The sequence below is a fragment of the Sphingobacterium sp. lm-10 genome, assembly GCF_023554555.1.
Taxonomy (GTDB): Bacteria; Bacteroidota; Bacteroidia; order Sphingobacteriales; family Sphingobacteriaceae; genus Sphingobacterium.
In genome coordinates this window covers 2,062,180-2,084,155 of record NZ_JAMJWC010000001.1, presented here as the reverse complement: position 1 = coordinate 2,084,155, position 21,976 = coordinate 2,062,180, and the positions used below count along the sequence as shown (strand labels likewise).

Sequence of the window (21,976 nt, the reverse complement as noted above, 5' to 3'; positions counted from 1 at the left end):
ACTTATTTAAATGTAAGTTGTTTAATTTGTGAATAGTTAATTAATTTAGTGATCAATTTAATTTATAATAACATATAAGTCATTAATTATCACATTAATTTTACATGAAAAGAAATCTACTCACATCTTTGGTGATGTTTGCATTGTGTATAGGCAGTATTTATGCACAACAGCGAACGATCCGTGGCCATGTGACATCATCTATTGATCGCCAACCATTAGCCGGCGTAACAGTTACAGTTAATGGGTCGTCTGCGGCAACCAAGACTGATAAATTTGGATATTACATTCTAAGCAATGTGCCAGCTGACGCACAAACTTTAACTTTTTCATTCTTAGGGTTTAATCGTATTAATCTGGAAATCAGTCAAGAATCAGTGATTAATGTCACGTTAAAATCGCAGGAGTCCGAGCTTTCAGAAGTCGTAGTAGTAGGTTATGGTACACTTCGACGCACAGATCTGACAGGATCTGTATCAAAAATTAAAGGAGAAAATTTTCAGGATAAGGCCATACCATCATTGGATAAATTTTTGCAGGGCCAAGCAGCGGGAGTACAAGCGACGACTCCAAGTGGTGTGCTGGGAGCTGGAGCACGTGTCCGTATCCGTGGTACTAACTCTATTTCTAATAGCTCCGATCCCCTCTATGTCGTTGATGGTGTTCCTTACATGTCCAGAAATACAGGTATCTCAACAGAAACAAATCCACTAGTAGATATTAACCCCAATGATATTGCTAGTGTGGAGATTCTAAAAGATGGAGCTTCTACCGCAATTTATGGATCAAGAGCGGCAAATGGTGTTGTGTTGATTACTACCAAACGAGGGCAAACTGGAGTTCCGAAATTGGAATATAACAATTGGTTTGCAGCAGCAAGCCCGTCTAAACGCTTTGATTTGCTAAATGCTAATGAATTTATTGAAGTAAGTAACGAGAAGCTAAGAAATGCAAATTTGGCCGAATCGGCTTTCCCGACACCTATTCCTGGTCAAGAAAATCAATTTTACGACACCGATTGGCAAAATATAGTTTTTCGAACAGGATTTCAGCAAAATCATGCACTATCACTAGGGGGAGGTACCGATAAGACAAATTACTTCGTATCCATGGGATATACCGATATGGAAGGTATCATTAGGCCAAATCATTTAAGACGCTTTTCATTGCGGACTAGAATAGAACAAAAAACCTTTAATGATAAGCTTACAATTGGAGTCAACAACTCCGTGTCACATACGACGAATAATTCTCTAAATACCAGCGGGAACGGTACCTCTAGTTTTATTCAAGGTGTTATATTTGCATTCCCAAATGTCCCTGCTAGGTGGTCAGATGGATCTTATAACCTGAGTGATGATCAATTCACATTAGGACAGGGAGGGAATACACGACCAGTGAGAGGCAACGTTAACCAAGCCTTTGTAATCGATAATAATATTTACCAAAACCAACAGTTAAATCTCACAGGTAATGCCTTTGCGGAATTAAACATTATCGATGGATTGAGTTTTAGAACACAGATCGGGATCAATTATTTATTAGGAGAAGATTATTTGTATTTCGATCCCAGGCACGGCGATGGTAGGTCGGTCAATGGTCGTGTTGCACAATATAGCTTGCCTAGATTTAGATATAATTGGCATAATTTAGTGACATACAATAAGATACTAGGGAATCATAATATTAATGCTGTTATCGGGCAAGAAATGCAAATGACAACCGAACGGTTTTTTGCAGCAGCAGGTACAGGGCTATCGTCTACTTATTTCGGTGAAAATGCTAATGTGATTACAGGTACTCTTAATAATCAAGTCGTGACGGGTAGTGCGAGCCAAAATGCATTTGAATCCTTGTTCGGAAGAGCACATTACATTTATAAAAAACGCTATTTGATCAGCGCTACTTTAAGGAATGATCGATTGTCTGCTTTGCCATTTGGCAATCAGTCGGCTACCCTGCCAGGAGCATCATTGGGATGGAATATCTCCGAAGAAGATTTCTTTAGCTCATCATTTATCAGCGATTTAAAAATTCGCGGTAGCTGGGCAAAGGTAGGGAATACGGAAATTGGAAATTATCCTTTTGCCGGAGTTTTTGCCGGAACTATTTATGGTACCGCCAATGGAATTCGCTATGCCCAGATCGCTAATCCTGATTTACGATTCGAGACCAGCCAAAAGATGGATGTAGGAATAGACGTTAGCTTTTTCAATAATAGACTATCAGTCGTGGCTGATTATTTCAATAATAATATCGATAATCTCATCTTGGCAGCTCCGACACCGCCTTCATTAGGTGTTCCGTCCAATCAAATCAATAGAAATATCGGAGCAATGTATAATAAGGGTTTTGAATTTGCGATTAATTCCACCAACATTGATCAAGCTAACTTTATCTGGAGGACCAATTTTAACATAACATTTCTGAAAAATAGAGTACAAAGATTGGTGGATAACCAACCCATCAACTATCTTTTCCACACTGTGAGAGAAGGAGAAGCTTTCGGTTCCTTCTTTGGGTATGTAAGTCATGGAGTAAACTCCGCAAATGGAAACCCGTTGTTTGAGAAAGCTGATGGTACCATTGTACAGCGTGCATTTGGTAATAATGGGGCTTGGAGTGTATATAATCCCGAAAATGGTGCTGATGAATCGCAAGTTACCGATGGGCTTACACTCGCCGATAAGCGCGTGCTTGGCGGATCTCTCCCAACGTGGTATGGAGGTCTTAACAACACCTTTAGTTATCGAAATTTTGATGCCAATATCTTCTTGACTTTCTCGGGTGGCAATATGGTGTACAACAGAACAAGACAAGAATCACTCAACCAACAAGGATTTGCTGGTGCAGGTAGAGAGTTATTGGATCGCTGGACGACACCAGGCCAGATTACCGATGTACCGACGCTATACTTCAACTCCGATAATTATGCATTACAAGCGGGAAACCTTAACAGCCGATTTTTAGAAAATGGCAACTTCATACGTGCTCAAAATATCTCGGTCGGATACAACTTCACTCCGGAGTTTTTATCGAGTATACGATTTAATAGTCTGAGGATATTTGCACAAGTACAAAATGCATTTGTTATCACCAATTACAAAGGTTTGGATCCAGAACTATCTAATCTTAACGGAGCTAACTTCTTAGCAGATGACGTACAAAGTCGCAATATCCAATATGGTTTAGACTTTAGCGCTAACCCAATTCCTAGAACTTATACGTTTGGATTGAATGTCGGATTTTAAATATAAAAACATGATTCATAAATATATAACAAAACAAAGTAGTGTATTATTGCCTTTGATCATCGCATTCTCGATATTGAGTGGATGTAGCCAATTTATTGAACTTCAACCATTGGATAACCTCTCAGAAGAGGTTGCATTTGACACACCTGGAAATATTGAGTTGGCGATCAATGGAGTATACCGAGCGGCCACTATCGGAGAGTTCGAAGGAGGAGGTGGAAGGGGATTCCCATTTGGGTCAGCATCTATACAGCAAGGTGAAATGAGGGGCGAAGATATGATTAACTTACAACAAAGCTTTACCACTACTTATGAAGGTGCACATAGTACGGTAAGTGTACTAAATAAAAATCATTGGGAACAATTATACAAAATGATTAATGAAGCAAATGTATTCATTGATGGAGTTCGTAGAGCGGTTGAAAATGGAGTAATCGTTGCAGAAGTAGCATTAGCTTATGAAGGTGAAGCTCGGTTTCTCAGAGCACTAGCTCATCACGAGCTTTTGCTTCACTTTTCCAGGCCTTTTGCGGATGATAATGGCAATAAACCGGGCGTTCCATATCGTACAGTTGCTATTACTTCAAATGGTGCTATTGATAATAATGTCACGGTAGGTAGAGGCACCGTTGCGGCAGCTTATGAAAATATACTTGTCGATTTGGATTTTGCAGAAATCAACTTGCCTAATACACGTGCGGTAGTTGGAGTTAGTATTTCGCGTGCTACTAGCGGAGCAGCGATAGCACTGAAAACAAGGATTAAATTGCATCAACAAGACTATTCTGGTGTAATAGCAGAAGCAAATAAGTTAGGCGCTATTGGCACTTCAAATTTTAGTAGTCCTATCGGAGCATATACGCTATCTATATCTCCAGACGAACCTTTTGTGAATAATGGTGGCAATTCGGAGTCTATTTTTTCATTTGCAATGAGTGGATTGGCAAATCCGGGTGTCACTAATTCTCTGTCTTCCACTTTCGGAGCATCTACAGCTAATCCCGATCCTGGAGCAAGTGGAGGGCGTAATCAAGTATCCACAAGCCCTATACTTTGGAATGTTTCCTACTGGCTAGAAGATGATCTCCGCCGAACATTATTGCATTTTAGGCAGGTAAATAGTGACGGTGGATATCGTTTAGTGTACAATAACAAATATCGGAGCTTTCTTATATTTTCGGATTGGGCGCCAATATTACGATATGCAGAGGTACTGTTAAATGCCAGTGAGGCACATGCCAGACTGGGCAACAATGCACAATCTCTTAGCTTACTTAATGCTGTGCGTGATCGCTCTGTGCCCAATGGAGCAAGCTTCGGAACCACGGCTCCAGAAGATCTCATTCAAGCTGTGTTGAATGAGCAGAGAATAGAATTTGCGGGAGAGGGAAGAAGATGGCCGAATATTCATCGATTAGCACTTGATGCTACTTATGGAACAAATGGAATACCTGCAAAGATTGAATTTGCCTCCTTAGATGATCAAAATAGTTTTGATCTGGCGCAGCCTCCTAATATTTCAAGGAATATCGTAGCATTACCCTATAATAGTAATCTGTTTTTGTGGCCAATCCCAGAAAGTGAAGTGCTATCTAATCCAACATTGGCAGCGGAGCAAAATCCAGGCTATTAATATTCCTTAGCAAAGAAGCTTAGAACAAGGACGGCCGTTTTTGTTTTATTAAACTTTAAATTACTCTAGAAAAGTGATTATAAAAGAAATGAATATTTTAAATCAATAAGGTAAAGATAGTTTTTTTGAATTAAAATTAAACGCAGTAATAAGTAGTTTGAAAAGTCTTGATCCAATCCCATGGTTCTAGAAAATGCATATATCTTTTTTATAGATTTTATATGAAAGTGATCTAAGCCAGATAAGTTATTTCGTGTAAAATCATATTTTTAGATATCATTGGTGTTTCTTCTATATTTACTTCTTTATCTCTATTGAAAATCAGAAATGTGATGGATAACTGTTTTAGTTTTCACATATATGTTAAAAAAAAAGTCAATTATAGATATTTTAAGAAAAAAAATATCTATAATTGACTTTTTACTAACTAAACACACACACACACTTATGAAAAAACAATTACTCAGTTTTTTTGTGCTTTGTGCTTTCCTTATTGGGGTAGCGAATGCGCAAAATCAAAGGCTGTCTGGAACAGTCACTTCATCTGTTGATGGTTCTCCATTGGGAGGGGTGTCGATATCAGTACAAGGATTGGCTGTAGCCACTCAATCAGACGGTAGCGGAAATTACAACATCACAGTCTCTCCAGGTGCTACCCTGCAATTTTCCTATGTTGGTTACACGAGCATAAACAGACAAGTTACTGCTGGAGCTCAACGCCTCAATGTCGTACTAGAGCCGTCTGAAGGCTCATTAGAACAAGTAGTGGTTACTGGATACGGTGTACAATCGAAACGCGAGTTTACAGGAGCTTCTGCTCGCGTAAGTGGAGCAGCCATTGCCGACAGACCCGTACAGAGTTTTGCGCAAGGCTTAACAGGACAGGCAACTGGGGTTAACATTGTACAACCAAACGGCTTGCTAAACAACCCGCCAGTTATTCGTGTAAGGGGTTTGAGTTCTATCTCACTGAGCTCGTTTCCATTAATTGTGGTAGATGGAATCCCAATTTCTTCCGGAGATGTTTCTGCAAACTCTGTGCCTAATAATCCTCTTGCCGATATCAATCCTGCCGATATTGAATCTATCGATATCTTAAAAGATGCTGCATCCGCTTCTATTTACGGATCACGTGCAGCTGCAGGTGTATTGGTAGTAACCACCAAACGTGGTAAACAAGGTAAGGCTCGTGTTAGTTATGATGCATGGGTAGGCGTGAACAATGCCGTGCGCTTGCCGAAGATGTTGGACGCGCAGCAATTTATGGATTTTAAAAATGCTGCCATCGATAATGCTTTGGTTAACAATCCTAATTACACGGGCGCACCTAGAAATACATTTTTGCCAAGCTTCGATGAAAATGGAAATTTAGTCGATGTCGATTGGCAAGACGTGGTTTACAGAACTGCAGTTTCGCAAAACCACAACGTGTCAGTTTCAGGGGGAAGTGACAAAACGGTCTATTATTTCTCCGCTGGTATATCCGATCAGGATGGTTTTTTGGAAGCCAATAATTTCAAGAGACGTTCAGGACGTTTCAATATTGACCACCAAGCGACTGACTGGTTAAAATTATTTGGAAACGTAAGCTACAATAATACCGTCAACAATGCCCCAAATAGTGGTTCCATTGCTGGCGGCGCTTTTAATTCTTCGGGTTTAGGACGTATAGCGATGACACAAGCGCCTAACGTGCCTATCTATAACGCGGATGGTAGCTATAATATAGAACAAAATGCGATCGGACGTGGTGCCAATCTTCTTGCTCTACAATATTCGAACCCACAAGTGTTAATTGATTTGGACAGAAATTCTTCGGAAACGAATAGATTGCTGGCTAACCTTGGAACAGAGTTGAAATTGGCAGAAGGTTTAACATTTAAATCAACGTACACTTGGGATTTTCGTCAGACGGAAAACATCCAGTTTTGGAATCCAATCAACGGGGATGGGAGGTCGTTTAATGGTCGGGCGTATAACAACCACGCTCGTGCAGATAACTGGAACTGGATAAATACATTGCAGTATATTACCAGCATTAACGATGTGCACAATTTCAACTTCTTGATTGGTTCCGATGTTCAAAAAACAAGAGTAACCAACTGGGGAGCAGCTCGCGAAAACTTAGCAGACGACTTCTTCGATCAATTCCAAGGTACATTTGTTACCAATGTTGCTGCGGGGAATGCGATTAGTGATCTAGCATTTGAAGCGTATTTGGCAAGTGCAAGTTACAACTACAAAAACAAATACTTTTTAAGTGGAAATTTCCGTCGTGACGGAAATTCAGCGCTGTCTCCAGGGAACCAATGGGGTAATTTTGGAGGAGCATCTGTAGGATGGACCTTATCTGAAGAAGACTTTTTTCAATCAAGTAGTATATCCGAAGTGGTTAACAATTTCCGTCTTCGGGGTAGTTGGGGTCGTACAGGTAATGGTAATCTAACGAGTTTTTATACTGCCTATAACCTTTACTCGCTAGGACTTTACGGTGCCTCTGCCTCATCTTTAGTTTACTCTCAAGCTGGTAACAGAGAACTGAAATGGGAAACAAGTCAACAAACGAATATTGGATTGGATGTAGGATTCATAGACAATCGTTTGAATTTCGAAGCCAACTGGTACCGCAAAAATGTAGATAACATGATTTTGGGAGTTCCTCAAGCACCATCTAAGGGAATTCCGGGCGATGCCAACACCATCTTGTTAAACGTGGGATCCATGTACAACAAAGGTTGGGAGTTTGCGGTCAATGCAGTGCCGGTTAGAACCCAGGATTTTACTTGGTCTACTAACTTAAACTTCTCTACACTTAAGAATGAGGTTACCTCTTTGGTAGATGATAATACGCCAATATTAGGATATACAGGCGATTTGGAATTGTCTAATATTACCCAAGTTGGACACTCTGCTTCTCAAATTTATGGTGTTAGAACGAACGGTGTCAATCCGGAAAATGGTGCCCGTATATTTATTGACAACCAAGGGAGAGAGGTACAATACCAACACTTAAGGGGAGCAAATAGCTACACGTTGGTGGAAAATGGACAAGCAGTTAGTGCAACCAGTGTTACTTCCGCTACCGAATTGTTAGGGAACACCATTCCTACTTGGTTTGGAGGTTTCAATAATACCTTTGCCTACAAATCTTGGGATATGGCGTTGAACTTTACATTCTCCGGAGGTAATTACATCTACAATGGTTCTAGAGCAGGTTTATTAGATCAACGTATTTGGAACAACTCTACCGAGGCGCTTAATGCCTGGACTCCAGAAAATACAAGTACGGATATTCCAAAAGCAGTATACTCAGATAACGTATCGAATGGTTCCGCTTTTTTAATTGATGCAAATGTGGAGAAAGGAGATTTCTTACGTCTACAAACAGCTACATTAGGTTATAGACTTCCGCAATCTGCTTTCGGACGATCAGGCATCTCTTCTGTAAGATTCTATGTGCAGGCAAATAACCTTTTCTTATTGACAGGGTATACTGGTGTAGATCCGGAGATATCGTCTAACGGAAACTCGAATGTATCATCAGGAATTGAAAGAAACTCTATTCCTCAAGGTCGTCAGTTCAGTTTAGGTGTTAACGTTGGCTTTTAATACTTTAGATACAAAAAGATGAAAAATATATTTAATAAAACAAGACATACATTCGTTGCGGCACTTCTTTTTGCTTCAATACCGACGGCAGGCATTATTTCTTCCTGTTCTGACGACTTTCTTAGATATCCTCCTGAATTAAGTATTCCAGAAGAGAATGCTTTTGAGAATCCAGAGCGGGTGGAACGGCAAGTAGTTGGCTTGTACGCATCCGCGAAAGCTGGTCAATTATTTGGTGGTCGCTATTTTATCTATAACGATATTCGTGGTGAAGAATTTATAAACCGAACTTCTAATAATGTTACCGGATATTCCAGCTATCAGTTTACGAACGATCCAAGCGATACCTATATCGCAAACTTTTGGCGTTTCTCGTACTTAACGATCAATAGAGCGAATAAGTTTTTAGCTGATTTTGATGCCAATCCAGGCGTAGTGAGCGCGGAAGTGGAAGCGAGATACCGCAGTGAAGCAAAATTCTTACGTGCTTTATGTTACCACGCGCTAATTCAATTGTTTGCAAAGCCATATACTTTAGATAATGGCGCTTCTACGGGTATTCCTCTTCGCTTGCAACCTGAAACGAGCTCGGCAAATAATAACTTGGCTCCTAGTACTGTTGCAGAGATTTATGCACAAATACTCACGGACTTAAATGATGCAGAATTAGGGTTAGCAGACGATAATGGATCTGCAAACAATAATACAACACGTGCGCATAAGAATTCGGCTATCGCGTTAAAAACACGCGTACTATTGGCAATGGGCAGATATGCCAACGTCATTACCGAAGGGAATAAAATTGTGTCTACTGCTGCACCGTTCACTTCTCCTAACCGGGTTGCACACGCGTTGCAAGCTAATGTAGTGAATGTATTCAGAACCTATAACACAACGGAAAGTGTATTGTCCTTTCCAATGGCGGATACTAACCCTCCGGGAACACAAAACCAATTGGGCTATTATTACAACGTTGGAAACATCGAATATTACCTGAATCAAAGCGCGCCTGGAATTTATGCGAATACCGCTGCGTGGCCAGAAACAGATGCTCGTCGTAGCGGGTTAACATCTCCTTACTCCGCAGCTTGGCATATTGTCACAAAGTGGAGCGGTGCATCACCATTTATTGATTGGGTACCAATTATTCGCTATCCAGAAGTGCTGCTTAACCTAGCGGAGGCTGAAGCTGAAGCAGGTAGTTTGACAAGAGCGACTGCTCTTTTGCAGGCGGTGCGTAGCCGATCCGATGCAAACTATACCTTTTCTGGGTTGAATAGTTCTTCTGCTGCGGTTCAAGCTATTTTATTGGAAAGACGTATTGAGTTGTTGGGTGAAGGATTTAGAATTCCAGATTTACAACGTCGTAACACACCTATAACTTCTGTTGGAGCGGGTAACTCTATACCGGTAACCGATAGTCGCTACGTTTTCCCTATTCCTACTTCGGAAGCGCTTACAAATAACGATATCTAAAGAAGTAAGCGGCCGTAAATGATAAGTGCGGCCGCTTCTTTTTTGATAAAATCATGTTGTTATTTAACAAGGAAAATATTGGGTAACCTAAATCTTTCTAAAATGATAAGGGCCGTTGATGATCAACGGCCCTTATCATTTTAGAAGTTAATAGTGAGAATTACCCTTTCACCATCGCGATGAAGTCATCAAAAAGATAACGAGAATCGTGTGGGCCGGGAGAAGATTCCGGGTGATATTGCACCGAGAATGCCTTCTTACCTTTCACGCGGATTCCTTCGATCGAATTATCATTGAGATTGATGTGTGTTACCTCTACCGCATCCGAGTTTTCAATATCTTCACGGATCACACCAAACCCATGATTTTGAGACGTAATCTCACATTTATCCGCAATAATATTCTTTACCGGGTGGTTGATACCTCTGTGTCCATTGTGCATTTTTTCAGTACGGATATCATTTGCTAAGGCTAAAATCTGATGACCTAAACAGATTCCAAACATCGGCTTATCCGCCGCCAAAATTTCTTTTACCGTATGGATGGCGTAGTCCATCGCTGCAGGATCTCCAGGACCATTAGAGATAAAATAGCCATCCGCTCCCCAAGCTTCCATTTCTTGGAAAGAAGTCTTAGCTGGAAAAACTTTTGCATATACCTGGCGTGCATCAAAATTGCGTAATATATTTTTCTTGATTCCAAGGTCTAGTACTGCGATACGCGTCGAAGCATCTTCATCGCCAAAATAATAGGGCTCTTGGGTAGTTACATGGGAGGATAACTCCAGGCCGGCCATGGAAGGTACTTCAGCAAGTTGTTTTACTAAAGAATCTACGTCTAGGTTTTCAGAAGAGATAATCGCATTCATCGCACCTTTGTCTCGGATGTAACGCACTAGAGAACGTGTGTCGATATCAGAAATGCCGACTAGATTCTCCTCTTCAAAATAGTTTTGGATGGAACCATCCGCCATCTTGCGACTGTAGTTTACATTGTAGTTTTTACATACCAAGCCAGCAATCTGGATTTTTTTAGATTCGGTATCTTCCTCATCTACCCCATAATTACCAATGTGGGCATTTGTCGTTACCATGATTTGCGCATAGTAAGAAGGGTCTGTAAAAATCTCCTGGTATCCAGTGGTACCCGTGTTAAAACAGATTTCGCCAGTTGTAGTGCCGATTTTTCCTGCTGCCTTTCCGTGAAAAGCTGTGCCATCTTCGAGTACTAATACCGCGGGTAATTTGCTGTAGTTGGTCATTGTTGTATAAAATAACGATAGTTAAACACTTAAAAGTAGATCTTCTGCTATCCTTTCTTGGCCTATATACATAAAAAAAGCCCAAATGGGCTGCAAATTAATTTCGTACATGACCAATGAAAATCATTGGTAAAAAGGCGTCAGATAGGTACAGATTTTCTTTCATTTTCTGGGATACAAAGGTATAGATAAAAACAGTAAATGTGAAATATCGGAGCTAATTTTTTTTACTAATACCCTCTTGATCCAAGAGGGTATTAGTAACATATATTTATTCTTTTTCAAAAAATGTGGGCTGATCCAGCTTTACGGCAATGCGATACGCCGCATTGACCAAGCCCACATGACTATAAGCCTGTGGGAAGTTGCCCCATTGGCTACCATCATTTTCGCTTACATCCTCACTAAATAACATTAAGTGATTGCTATACTGCATTAGCTTTTCAAAAATATCTTTCGCCTCATCAATGCGTCCGACGCAGGCTAGCGCCTCCACATACCAGAAAGCACAAACTAGGAAAGTTGACTTTGGCTTGCCGAAATCATCCTTGTGCAGATAGCGATAGAATAAACCATTTTCCGCCTTCAATTCTTTTTCCAAACTTTCCAAGTGCTTGCGCGCCTTTTCGCTGGATGGATCCAGGTAGTTCATCATGATAAGCTGCAAGGTACTTGCATCCAGATTTTCGCTGTCAATCGCGTTGGTATAAACCTGAGCCTCTGGATCAAAACATCCCTCTATGTGTTCGGATGCACGTTTTTTAAGACGTTGTGCTTCTTCCGCGATATCATCCAGACCATACATACGCGCGATCTTTAACGCCGCGGTACTTCCGGCCCATTGGAATAGGTTGGAATAGCAATGGCGTTGTTCAAAATTCCTGAATTCCCAGATTCCGGCATCCAATTCATCAATTGTGGCTCCGATTTTCTTCAAGATAAAGGAAGTCCATTCCCGGACATTGATCTTCAATTCGTGATTATAGCGGCTGTCTGTCAGCAAAGGCAGCAAAGCGATGAGTGCCTGTCCATATACGTCATTTTGGATATGTTCGTGTGCTTGATTGCCAATCCGCACCGGTTGTTCACCAAGATATCCATCTAGATAATCCAATGTGCTTTCGGTCAATTTATGTTGCCCGAAAATGCCATAAAGTGGCTGTAGACGATCCAGATCAGTATGCGTAATATTGGCAATGTACGATGCATATTTCTCCATTTCTTCAAACTGACCGATGTGACTGAGTGCCGTCAGTACGTAGTAGCTATCACGAAGCCAGCAGTAGCGGTAATCCCAATTTCTTCCTGATCCCGGATGTTCTGGCAAGCTGGTGGTGCTTGCAGCGATAATCGCACCTGTATCTTCGTATTGATGTAACTTGAGCACTAGCGCGGAGCGAATGACTTCCTTTTGATAAAAAGTTGGGATGGAGGCTTTCTTAATCCATTTTTGCCAATAATGCTGTGTTCTAGTTTGAAACTCTTCTGCGGTACGTTCTATTGGCGCTTCAAATGCACTTCCATAAGTCAAAATTAAGTACACCGTTTGGTTTAAAAGAAAAGGCACTTCATTTTCGAAGAAATGACTGATTGGCATATTAGTCGCCAAGCGCATGTGCGTATCTGCCGAGTGGTATTGCACATGATTACTGCCACGGTCTTTTTTGAAAGTCTGTTTTCCGTAATCGTATGTTGGTTCACAGTTAACCCTAATTTTTGGATGACCGGATAATGGTTCTACCTTGCGTATGAGCATCAGGGGCTTATAATAGCGCTCGTACTGCTCAAACCTTGGTGCAAAATCGGTAATTCGATAAGATCCATCTTCACTCGTGATCTCCGTACACAATACGTTGGTATTGTCTACATAATATTGTCTGCTTTGCAGGATTTCTCCCGTTGGTCGGATGGAAAATTCTCCACCTTTCTCTGCGTCCAATAACGAGCCGAATATAAAGGAGTCTTCAAAAGATGGCCAACATAACCAATTGACGTTGGTGTCTTTGCCCACATGGGCAATATAGGAGCAGTTACCTATGATACCGCTTTCGTAACGATGTTTTTGCGACATATAAAGCTTATTCTATATATAAGTTATTTGGGTTGATTTTGCTGAATTAGTCCTGCAATAGAATGCAATAATTGTATTGCATCCTGCTGGCTATCTACATAATATTTTGCAGCAGATTTTTTACTGCCCACTTTTACCGAAACGGTCTCTGCAGGCAATTCATGAAACATATCCTCATCAGTGGCATCGTCGCCCATAGCAAAGATAAAATCAGGTTGCAGTTTTTCAACAATGCCGCTGGCTGCCTTACCTTTATTGACCTCGGAGTTCTTCACTTCGATGACCTTATCTCCATACAAAAGTTGCAAGCCATGATGCGGTATAAGGTATCGCAGGCTATCCATCAGCTCTTGCGCCCGCAGCCTGCCCAGTCCCGACTGCACTTTGCGGTAATGCCAAGCCATAGAGTATTCTTTCTCTTCAACAGAAGATCCAGCGGTGCGGTTGGCAATTTTATTCATGATACGCTTTACCGATGGTTTCCAGCGATCCGATAAGTTGGATTTACTCCTCCAGGCTTCACCCGGTAATTTTTTCCACACGCCGTGCTCACCTACTAAGGTGTAACCGCGATTGCCAAACCACTTATCCAGCGTTTGATGCGGTCGACCACTAATAATCACGACGGTATTATTCGGGTCAGATTGTAAGGTGTCCAACAGTTCGTACACTTCGTCCGTAGGTGTAGCTTTATCCGCTTCATTGTGGAAGCCAATTAATGTGCCATCATAATCAAGGAAGAAGATTCTTTTCGTTGTGCTTTGGAATTTGGCCGCAATGGCATCGTTATTTTCTGGCTGGATTTTGCGGGCAAACTCCTTCCGTTGCTGAATTTTGATCTCCTTCATTCGGGCGAAGAAAATCTCCACCCAATGGTGAATGTTAAACTTCTTGACCAAAGCAAAGTTGGCGTTCATCCGGTTGAGTTTTTCTTCTTCCGACATGTGCAGCGCAAAATGTAATGCGTGGCTGATCTGATCCACAGAGTTCGGGTTTACATGCACTGCGTCAATTAATTCTTTTGAGGCACCTGCCAATTCGCTGAGTACCAATACACCCGAAGTTTCTTCTTTGCTAGCAATGTATTCTTTACTCACGAGGTTCATACCGTCGCGGATGGAGGTGATCAAGCATACATCTGCCGCCACATACAAGGAAGATAGTTCTTCGACAGGGTAGGAGTTATAGAAGTAAGCAATCGGCGTCCAGTCGGTAGATCCATACACTGAATTGATATTGCCCACTCTGCGATCGATTTCATCGCGCAGGCGTTTGTACTGCTTCACCTTGTCACGTGATGGCACTACTAGCATATACAATACCACCTGATCACGCAATTCTGGATGATTTTTCAGTAGCTCCTCGAACGCCACAATACGTTGTATGATACCTTTACTGTAGTCTAGCCGATCGATCGACAGAATGATTTTGCGTTGTTTAAAGTAGGATTTGATCTCCAATGCTCTTTCCTTCACCGCCGGTTCCTTCGACAAAGTATTAAACTTGTCGAAATCGATTCCCATGGGATATACCTCCACATAGGCACTGCGTCCGCGGATCTGCAAGTAGTTGTTGCGGATCGGAATGTTCAGTATATGTGTACAGGCATCTAAGAAATGTTGGGTGTCGTTGAAGGTATGGAAAGCGATCAGATCTGCTCCAAGTATACCGAGTAGCAATTCATTCCGCCAGGGAATACTTCTAAACACTTCATCTGGTGGGAATGGGATGTGCTGAAAATACCCAATGGATAACTTCTCGTACTGTCTGCGCAGTACATTGGGAAGTAGCATGAGTTGATAGTCGTGGATCCAAACGGTATCCTCACTATCAATGTATTCCCGAACAATCTGTCCAAATTTTTCATTGACCTGCACGTAGGTATTCCAGTTGTCCGTGTCGTATACCGCATAACTTGGACTATAGTGGCAGATAGGCCACAGCACTTCATTAGAGAAACCTTCGTAATAACCTAATATTTCTTCTTCGGTCAGGAAAACCGGAACGAGGTTGAGCCGGCGTAATTCTTCTGTGATGAAAGCCGTTTCCGCTTCATCTTGTGGGATGATGCCTGGCCAACCAACCCATATATTATTTCCTTCATTGTAGATGGATCCCAGACCGGTTGCTAACCCGCCTTCACTTGGGCTAATTACTAATCCATCTTCTTTTCTTTCAATCTTTACGGGTAGTCGATTCGAGACAATGATTACTTTATTATTGTTTTTCGGATTCATTCTTATTGTTTCGGTAATGACTTCAACTCTGTGGGTTTTTAAACGCATTTATCCGCGCCGAGTCTACATTTTATTCACTGTTCTTAGAACGTAATAATACGGGAAATGTTTGCTTAAAACCTTTTTTTAATTTATTCTTCCTGTCGATTAGTATTATCCATAAATAATATTATATTTGTTGCTCTATGTCGAATAATGCAACATATCAATTATGGTGGTGGCCGGGTGCAAACAGCGTCGGCAGGCATAATTATTGGTGTGTATAATATATAAGATATATGCTATTTAAATGAGGCCCGACGCGAACGTCGGGCCTCATTTGTTTTAAAGAACAAATTTACCACATCAGAAAAATGCGTATTCATGTCCTATACATTTAAAACGAATCATAAGAAGATCTTGGCAGATACAACCACACCGGTAAGTATCTATCTACGCTTGCGCGACGTGTTTCCCAATAGCCTGCTATTGGAAAGTTCGGAGTACCAGAGCCGCGACAATAACATCAGTTATATCTGTTGCCAGCCTATCGCCGGGATTGTATTGAATCGGGAAGGATTGCACATTTCGTATCCGAATCGTCCGAAGCAAAGTAAGCCGGTAGAAGGAATCAACTTAAAGCAAGAAGTGTCGAATTTTCGGGATTCTTTTCATTCGGAAGCCGTGCCTGAGGTCAATCTGATATCCAATGGCCTGTTTGGTTACTTTTCGTTTGACGCGGTAGCGCATTACGAAGATATTAAGCTGACTACGCCGAAAGATCCCAAACGAGACATACCACCCATGCAATACCATGTCTATAAGTACGTAATTGCTATAGATCATTTCCGAAATCAGTTATTCCTTTTTGAGAATTTGCTGGAACATGAAACTTCCGATTTGGATCGACTGGAATACATTATCCAAAATCGAAATTTCCCAGAATACGCCTTTAAAAAACAAGAGAATGAAGGCTCAAATATGAGCGATGAAGAGTTTCGAGAATTGGTACGGAAGATGAAAACGCATATTCAGCGTGGTGATGTATTTCAAATCGTACCTTCCCGTGCATTTTCTGTTGGATTCACAGGAGATGAGTTTAATGTATACCGGGCTTTACGCTCTGTAAACCCATCCCCTTACCTGTTCTATTTCGATTATGGCGACTTTCGAATTTTTGGTTCATCCCCCGAGGCACAGTTGACGATACGTAAAGATGAAGCCACTATTTACCCTATCGCAGGGACATTTAAGCGGACCGGTGACATGGAGCTGGACGAGCAGATCGCCGAACAACTCAAACAAGATCCTAAGGAGTCTGCAGAACATGTAATGCTGGTAGATTTAGCACGAAATGATCTAAGCCGGCATTGTACCAACGTACATGTCAAATCCTACAAAGAAGCACAATACTATTCTCATATTATCCACCTGGTATCCAAAGTAACGGGCAAGCTGCACGCAGGAGTCAATCCATTTGATGTGGTGGGCGATACGTTTCCGGCAGGTACGCTATCTGGTGCGCCAAAACACATGGCGCTGACGCTGATCGATCGTTACGAGGGTTTGCAGCGATCGTTTTATGCTGGCGCAATAGGTTACATGGGCTTCAACGGAGATTTTAACCACGCCATCATGATTCGCTCTTTTTTAAGCAAAGGCAATCTGTTGCATTATCAGGCGGGTGCCGGTATAGTATTGGATTCCGATCCGGAAAGTGAATTACAAGAAGTGAATAACAAAATTGCGGCCTTGCGCCGTGCATTAGATTTAGCGCAAACAATATGATCAGACCATTAGAATATTGCGAGAATACCGATCATCTGAAAGATTCGTTGCAGACGATCGAGCATAGAATAGCCGAGTTGATCGAACTACGGAATGCCTATAGAGCCAAAGCAATTGCTTTGGAAGAGGAAATACCTACAATAGCACTTACATCAGATACCGAATTGCCTCATGCACAATAATAAAATACTAGTCATCGATAATTACGATTCTTTTACCTACAACTTGGTGCACCTCTTGCAGGAGCTTGGTCGGGATTACGACGTAGTACGTAACGACAAATTTGCGTTGGATGATGTAGAACCGTATCATAGCCTGTTGTTATCTCCCGGGCCTGGAATTCCTAGCGAGGCAGGCTTATTGATGGATGTAATTCGTCGCTATGGCAAAAGCAAACAAATTTTGGGTATTTGCTTGGGTCAGCAGGCCATTGCTGAAGTATATGGCGGTTCCTTATTCAATATGAAGAAGCCATTACATGGTGTGGCTACCGATATTCATGTGCTGGATCCAGCGGAGCGCTTGTTTCGGGATTTTCCTGAAAGTTCTCAAATAGGTAGATACCATTCGTGGGCAGTACAGCGCGAAAATTTGCCGGATTGTCTGAGGGTAACGGCGGAGGATAAAGACGGAATTATTATGGCATTATCCCATACCGAGTACGACGTGCGTGGCATGCAATTCCATCCGGAATCTATCTTAACAGACAACGGACGAATGTTAATTGCTAATTGGCTTTCCTAAACCTTGTTGGTTAAGGAGAGACTGTTAATCAAAACACAAATCATGACAATATTAGACACAATTATAGATCGAAAAAAGATAGAAGTGGCGGAAGCTAAATCAAAAGTAACCGCTGCGGAACTAGAAGCGTACCCAATGTTTGGTAGAAGCTGTTATCGCCTGCGCGACTTTATGTTGGACGGCGTGCATACAGGAATTATTGCAGAGTACAAACGTGCTTCGCCTTCCAAAGGGCTGATCAATGGTCAGGCGACCGTACGGGAAGTGGTAAAAGGTTACCAAGATGCAGGTGCTTCTGCTGTTTCTGTATTGACCGATGTCGACTTTTTTCAAGGTAGTTTGGCCGATCTCACGGCTGCACGAGAAGTGCTAAGCATTCCGCTGTTGCGCAAAGAATTTATCATCGATCCGTATCAGATCACAGAAGCGAAAGCATACGGTGCCGATATTATTTTATTGATTGCTGCGTGTTTAGACGTAGAAGCTATTCAATCGCTATCTGCCTATGCACAATCGCTCGGGTTGAGTGTATTGCTTGAAGTGCATAATGCCGAAGAACTGAGCCGTAGTTTGTTTGATAGTATTGATGCTATTGGTGTCAATAACAGAAACCTGAAAGATTTTAGTGTATCGCTGGATCACTCCTATGAATTGGCCACTGAGATTCCTGATCAATACATCAAAGTTTCGGAAAGCGGTATATCTGATCCTGCTACGATTCGGGAACTGAAAAAGGTGGGTTACTCCGGATTTCTGATTGGAGAAAACTTTATGCGTACGGATGATCCGGCAAATTCGATCCGGCTTTTTGTAGAAGAACTGTAGCGATCGCCTGAGAACGTATGCGCTTCATCTTTACCAAGTTATCTTTTTGTTAATCCTTGGAGGGCTATGGATAATTCCTATCTTTGAAAAACTTAGGTAAAGTTTTGTATCTTAGTGTTTTTGATACACTATGTGTGAAAGCATATTTTTAGTTAACCATATACGATAAAAATGAGTTTAATAATCGATGTACATGCGCGCCAAATACTAGATTCGCGCGGAAATCCAACCATTGAAGTTGATGTAACCACGCAAAATGGTTTTGTGGGTCGTGCGGCTGTTCCTTCTGGAGCATCTACAGGTGCCCACGAAGCGGTTGAATTGCGCGATGGCGATAAAGCAAAATATTTAGGAAAAGGGGTATTAAAAGCGGTAGAGAACGTAAATACGAAAATCTCTGAGGCTTTGCAAGGTGTGGATGTATTCGAACAAAATGCCATTGACAAAATCATGATTGATTTGGATGGTAGCGAGAACAAAGGCAACTTGGGTGCTAATGCTATTTTAGGGGTATCTCTAGCGGTGGCCAAAGCTGCTGCACAGGAGAGCCGTCAGCCATTGTACCGCTACATTGGTGGTGTAAATGCAAATACGTTACCTATTCCGATGATGAACATCATCAATGGTGGTTCTCACTCTGATGCGCCTATCGCATTTCAAGAGTTCATGATCATGCCAGTAGGAGCAACTTCTTTCTCAGAAGCATTACGTTGGGGTGCAGAGATTTTCCATACGTTGAAAAAAATCTTACACGATCGAAACTTATCTACTGCAGTAGGTGATGAGGGTGGTTTTGCACCTACATTTGACGGTACAGAAGATGCGATCGAAACCGTGTTGAAGGCGATCGAACAAGCAGGTTACAAAGCAGGTTCAGACGTATTCTTAGCGTTGGATTGTGCATCTACAGAATTCTTTGAAAACGGTAAATACGATTACGCAAAATTCGAAGGCGAAACTGGAGCAGTGCGCACTACTGAAGAGCAAGTAAACTACTTAGCAGAATTGACAGAGAAATATCCAATCATCTCTATTGAAGATGGTATGGGTGAAGATGACTGGGCAGGCTGGAAATTATTGACCGAGAAAATCGGTGATCGTGTACAGTTAGTAGGTGACGATTTGTTCGTAACGAACACAAAACGCCTTCAAGAAGGTATCGATACGCACACCGCGAATTCTATCTTGGTAAAAGTAAACCAAATCGGTTCTTTGACAGAGACAATCAATGCGGTTTCTCTAGCGCAACACAACGGTTATACATCGGTCATGTCTCACCGTTCTGGTGAAACTGAAGACAATACCATTGCTGATTTAGCGGTAGCATTGAACTGTGGTCAGATTAAAACAGGTTCTATCTCTAGATCAGACAGGATTGCAAAATATAACCAATTGCTTCGCATTGAAGAAGAATTGGGTAGCAATGCAAAATACATCGGTAGCAAATTTAAATACGCTACAAAAAAATAATCCAATTCTGGATTATTTTCTAAAAGGCTATCAAAGCACTTAACTGCTTTGATAGCTTTTTTATTTTTTGATCTACTGAACACAAATTAAGATTGCCGCAGCCTCTTGCCTCGGCTTCGCAAAGACGACAACTTCGTCATTACGAGGAGACACGATGACCGCCGAAGGCAGCTCCGAAGGAAACTAATCTTGATTCTATGGGTTGATAAAGTTGATTTTGGTTGATAATGCGATGATGTTATGTTGCCGCAGCTTCGCACCAATCGTCCCTCGGGTTTCAATGACCGAAGTGCGGAATTTATTTTTCATGAACGGCCTCATTTTAACGCGATAATAATATCTTTGTATCTATGGAACGCTTCGTCAATGTGGTTCGAAACAAGTATTTGATTGCCGTTGCGGTGTTTATCGCCTGGATGGCTTTCTTTGACCGTTATGACCTAACCACACAGTACAACTATCAACAGGAAAGAAAGAAACTGGAAGCCGAAAAAGAATATTACACGCGCGAGATTTCCACAATTTCTACCGCGATCAAAGATGTCAAATCCAATCCAGACATCATTCAAAAGATCGCCCGCGAAAAATTCAAAATGAAAAGAACCAATGAAGATGTGTATATTGTTGAGGAATCGACAGTAGATTAATCCTACGCATCTATTGTCATTTTTATAAAACCATCTTATTTATCAATATAGTGCTTTTCCCGATTCTGCTTAGCGGTAGCTACTTACATCATTCTTTTTAATTTTTGCTCCGTACGGAGTATGCAAATAAAGCTTCCTATAAAGAACATAGCCATCGAGATGGGAAGTATCATAGAAGATTTTGAGCTCAAGTCATGATCAGTAAAGTATATCAATAAAACTTGAACGACGATGATTACGGGGGATAAAAGCATCCATTGTTTTGAAAAATACCGTTGTGCAAACCGCCAATTGTCGATGTTGTTTGTTGAACGATTTGTTCTATAACCATAAAAAGAATTGATATTCTTGGGCGGAAAAAAATACAGCACCAGAGGGACTGCTAATATAAATAGGTCGATCAGAATAATGTCTATAAATTCTTTAGGCATGCTCAGCAAGTTCCTGTTCTTGGCTTAGATCCTTTAATATAACAAAAAAAGCACCCAAACAATGTTTGAGCGCTCCATAAACTTTCTATAGACTTGTTGTCTTACGCAAACAACGACCAAGTTTTCCAAGGAATACGTGACAGAAAAAGAATCAAACCGATGATGTAGAAAATGAATACCGTTTGATTTGCTTTCCAATCTTCATTCATTCGCTTCGCTTTAGAATATCCAATGGTAATCGCGACCACACCTAATATCATGACAAGTGGGTGCTCAATGACTTTGAAGCGCATCAAGCTATCTTTCATAACTGCTCCTGAAAACATGCTGTAGTATTGAAGCGTGATGAAATAGATGATTCCTATAAGCATCTGCATGTGTCCGCTGATCAAACCGATCAACGCAATTTTTCGGTTGTATGGGCGATATTTTAAGTAATTAACCAGTGTAATCACAATAGAAATTACCAAAGCGATGAGCAATACTACAGCAAGTGTAGAGTGTAAATGTTTCATTCCAGTTATCATAAAAAATTAGTACTTCAATACATT

Annotated in this window: 15 protein-coding genes; 10 read left to right on the top strand and 5 right to left on the bottom strand. The window is 41.3% G+C overall.

What is annotated here, in order from left to right; translation table 11 throughout:
- Positions 1–104: 104 nt before the first annotated feature.
- The 4 genes from M8998_RS08455 to M8998_RS08440 all read left to right on the top strand — a co-directional run bounded on the left by M8998_RS08455 (position 105) and on the right by M8998_RS08440 (position 9,972).
- Positions 105–3,251, top strand: coding sequence for a SusC/RagA family TonB-linked outer membrane protein (locus M8998_RS08455; protein ID WP_249992134.1), 3,147 nt, complete (start codon positions 105–107; stop codon positions 3,249–3,251).
- A gap of 10 nt (positions 3,252–3,261) precedes the next feature.
- A complete protein-coding gene (locus M8998_RS08450) occupies positions 3,262–4,887 on the top strand; it encodes a RagB/SusD family nutrient uptake outer membrane protein (RefSeq protein ID WP_249992133.1) in 1,626 nt (541 codons plus the stop codon).
- A 447-nt stretch (positions 4,888–5,334) separates the two neighbouring features.
- Entirely contained in the window at positions 5,335–8,496 is a 3,162-nt protein-coding gene (locus tag M8998_RS08445) for a SusC/RagA family TonB-linked outer membrane protein (protein WP_249992132.1), read from the top strand.
- 18 nt (positions 8,497–8,514) lie between these two features.
- Positions 8,515–9,972 carry a RagB/SusD family nutrient uptake outer membrane protein gene (locus M8998_RS08440; protein ID WP_249992131.1) on the top strand — a complete coding sequence of 486 codons (1,458 nt, stop codon included), beginning with the start codon at positions 8,515–8,517 and terminating at the stop codon, positions 9,970–9,972.
- Between the two features lie 160 nt (positions 9,973–10,132).
- Here the strand turns inward: M8998_RS08440 and carA are convergent, their stop codons facing one another.
- The 3 genes from carA to M8998_RS08425 form a co-directional block, all read right to left on the bottom strand.
- Positions 10,133–11,233 carry a glutamine-hydrolyzing carbamoyl-phosphate synthase small subunit gene (gene carA, locus M8998_RS08435; protein ID WP_249992130.1) on the bottom strand — a complete coding sequence of 367 codons (1,101 nt, stop codon included), beginning with the start codon at positions 11,231–11,233 and terminating at the stop codon, positions 10,133–10,135.
- A gap of 271 nt (positions 11,234–11,504) precedes the next feature.
- The gene (locus tag M8998_RS08430; RefSeq protein ID WP_249992129.1) at positions 11,505–13,304 is read right to left on the bottom strand and encodes a glycoside hydrolase family 15 protein; all 1,800 of its coding nucleotides are present in this window, start codon (positions 13,302–13,304) and stop codon (positions 11,505–11,507) included.
- 23 nt (positions 13,305–13,327) lie between these two features.
- Positions 13,328–15,541 carry a bifunctional alpha,alpha-trehalose-phosphate synthase (UDP-forming)/trehalose-phosphatase gene (locus M8998_RS08425; RefSeq protein ID WP_249992128.1) on the bottom strand — a complete coding sequence of 738 codons (2,214 nt, stop codon included), beginning with the start codon at positions 15,539–15,541 and terminating at the stop codon, positions 13,328–13,330.
- Positions 15,542–15,904: 363 nt separating this feature from the next.
- On the opposite strand from M8998_RS08425, the gene M8998_RS08420 reads away from it, so the two are divergent.
- The 6 genes from M8998_RS08420 (at position 15,905) to M8998_RS08395 (ending at position 20,994) form a co-directional block, all read left to right on the top strand.
- The gene (locus tag M8998_RS08420; protein ID WP_249992127.1) at positions 15,905–17,308 is read left to right on the top strand and encodes an anthranilate synthase component I family protein; all 1,404 of its coding nucleotides are present in this window, start codon (positions 15,905–15,907) and stop codon (positions 17,306–17,308) included.
- Complete coding sequence (locus tag M8998_RS08415) at positions 17,305–17,490, top strand: hypothetical protein (protein WP_249992126.1); 186 nt, start codon at positions 17,305–17,307, stop codon at positions 17,488–17,490. Before M8998_RS08420 ends, M8998_RS08415 begins: the two co-directional genes overlap by 4 nt.
- The gene (locus M8998_RS08410) at positions 17,480–18,052 is read left to right on the top strand and encodes an anthranilate synthase component II (RefSeq protein ID WP_249992125.1); all 573 of its coding nucleotides are present in this window, start codon (positions 17,480–17,482) and stop codon (positions 18,050–18,052) included. The genes M8998_RS08415 and M8998_RS08410 overlap by 11 nt, the downstream gene beginning before the upstream one ends.
- Positions 18,053–18,094: 42 nt before the next feature.
- Positions 18,095–18,877, top strand: coding sequence for an indole-3-glycerol phosphate synthase TrpC (gene trpC / locus M8998_RS08405; protein WP_249992124.1), 783 nt, complete (start codon positions 18,095–18,097; stop codon positions 18,875–18,877).
- A gap of 171 nt (positions 18,878–19,048) precedes the next feature.
- Entirely contained in the window at positions 19,049–20,347 is a 1,299-nt protein-coding gene (gene eno, locus M8998_RS08400; protein WP_249992123.1) for a phosphopyruvate hydratase, read from the top strand.
- Between the two features lie 350 nt (positions 20,348–20,697).
- Positions 20,698–20,994 (top strand): FtsB family cell division protein, encoded by a 297-nt coding sequence (locus M8998_RS08395; protein WP_249992122.1) that lies wholly within the window; start codon positions 20,698–20,700, stop codon positions 20,992–20,994.
- Between the two features lie 83 nt (positions 20,995–21,077).
- Here the strand turns inward: M8998_RS08395 and M8998_RS16360 are convergent, their stop codons facing one another.
- Both M8998_RS16360 and M8998_RS08390 read right to left on the bottom strand, forming a co-directional pair.
- Complete coding sequence (locus M8998_RS16360; RefSeq protein ID WP_502957358.1) at positions 21,078–21,425, bottom strand: SdpI family protein; 348 nt, start codon at positions 21,423–21,425, stop codon at positions 21,078–21,080.
- 101 nt (positions 21,426–21,526) lie between these two features.
- Positions 21,527–21,940: a hypothetical protein gene (locus M8998_RS08390; protein ID WP_249992121.1), complete on the bottom strand. Its 414-nt coding sequence runs from the start codon at positions 21,938–21,940 to the stop codon at positions 21,527–21,529.
- Positions 21,941–21,976 lie beyond the last annotated feature (36 nt).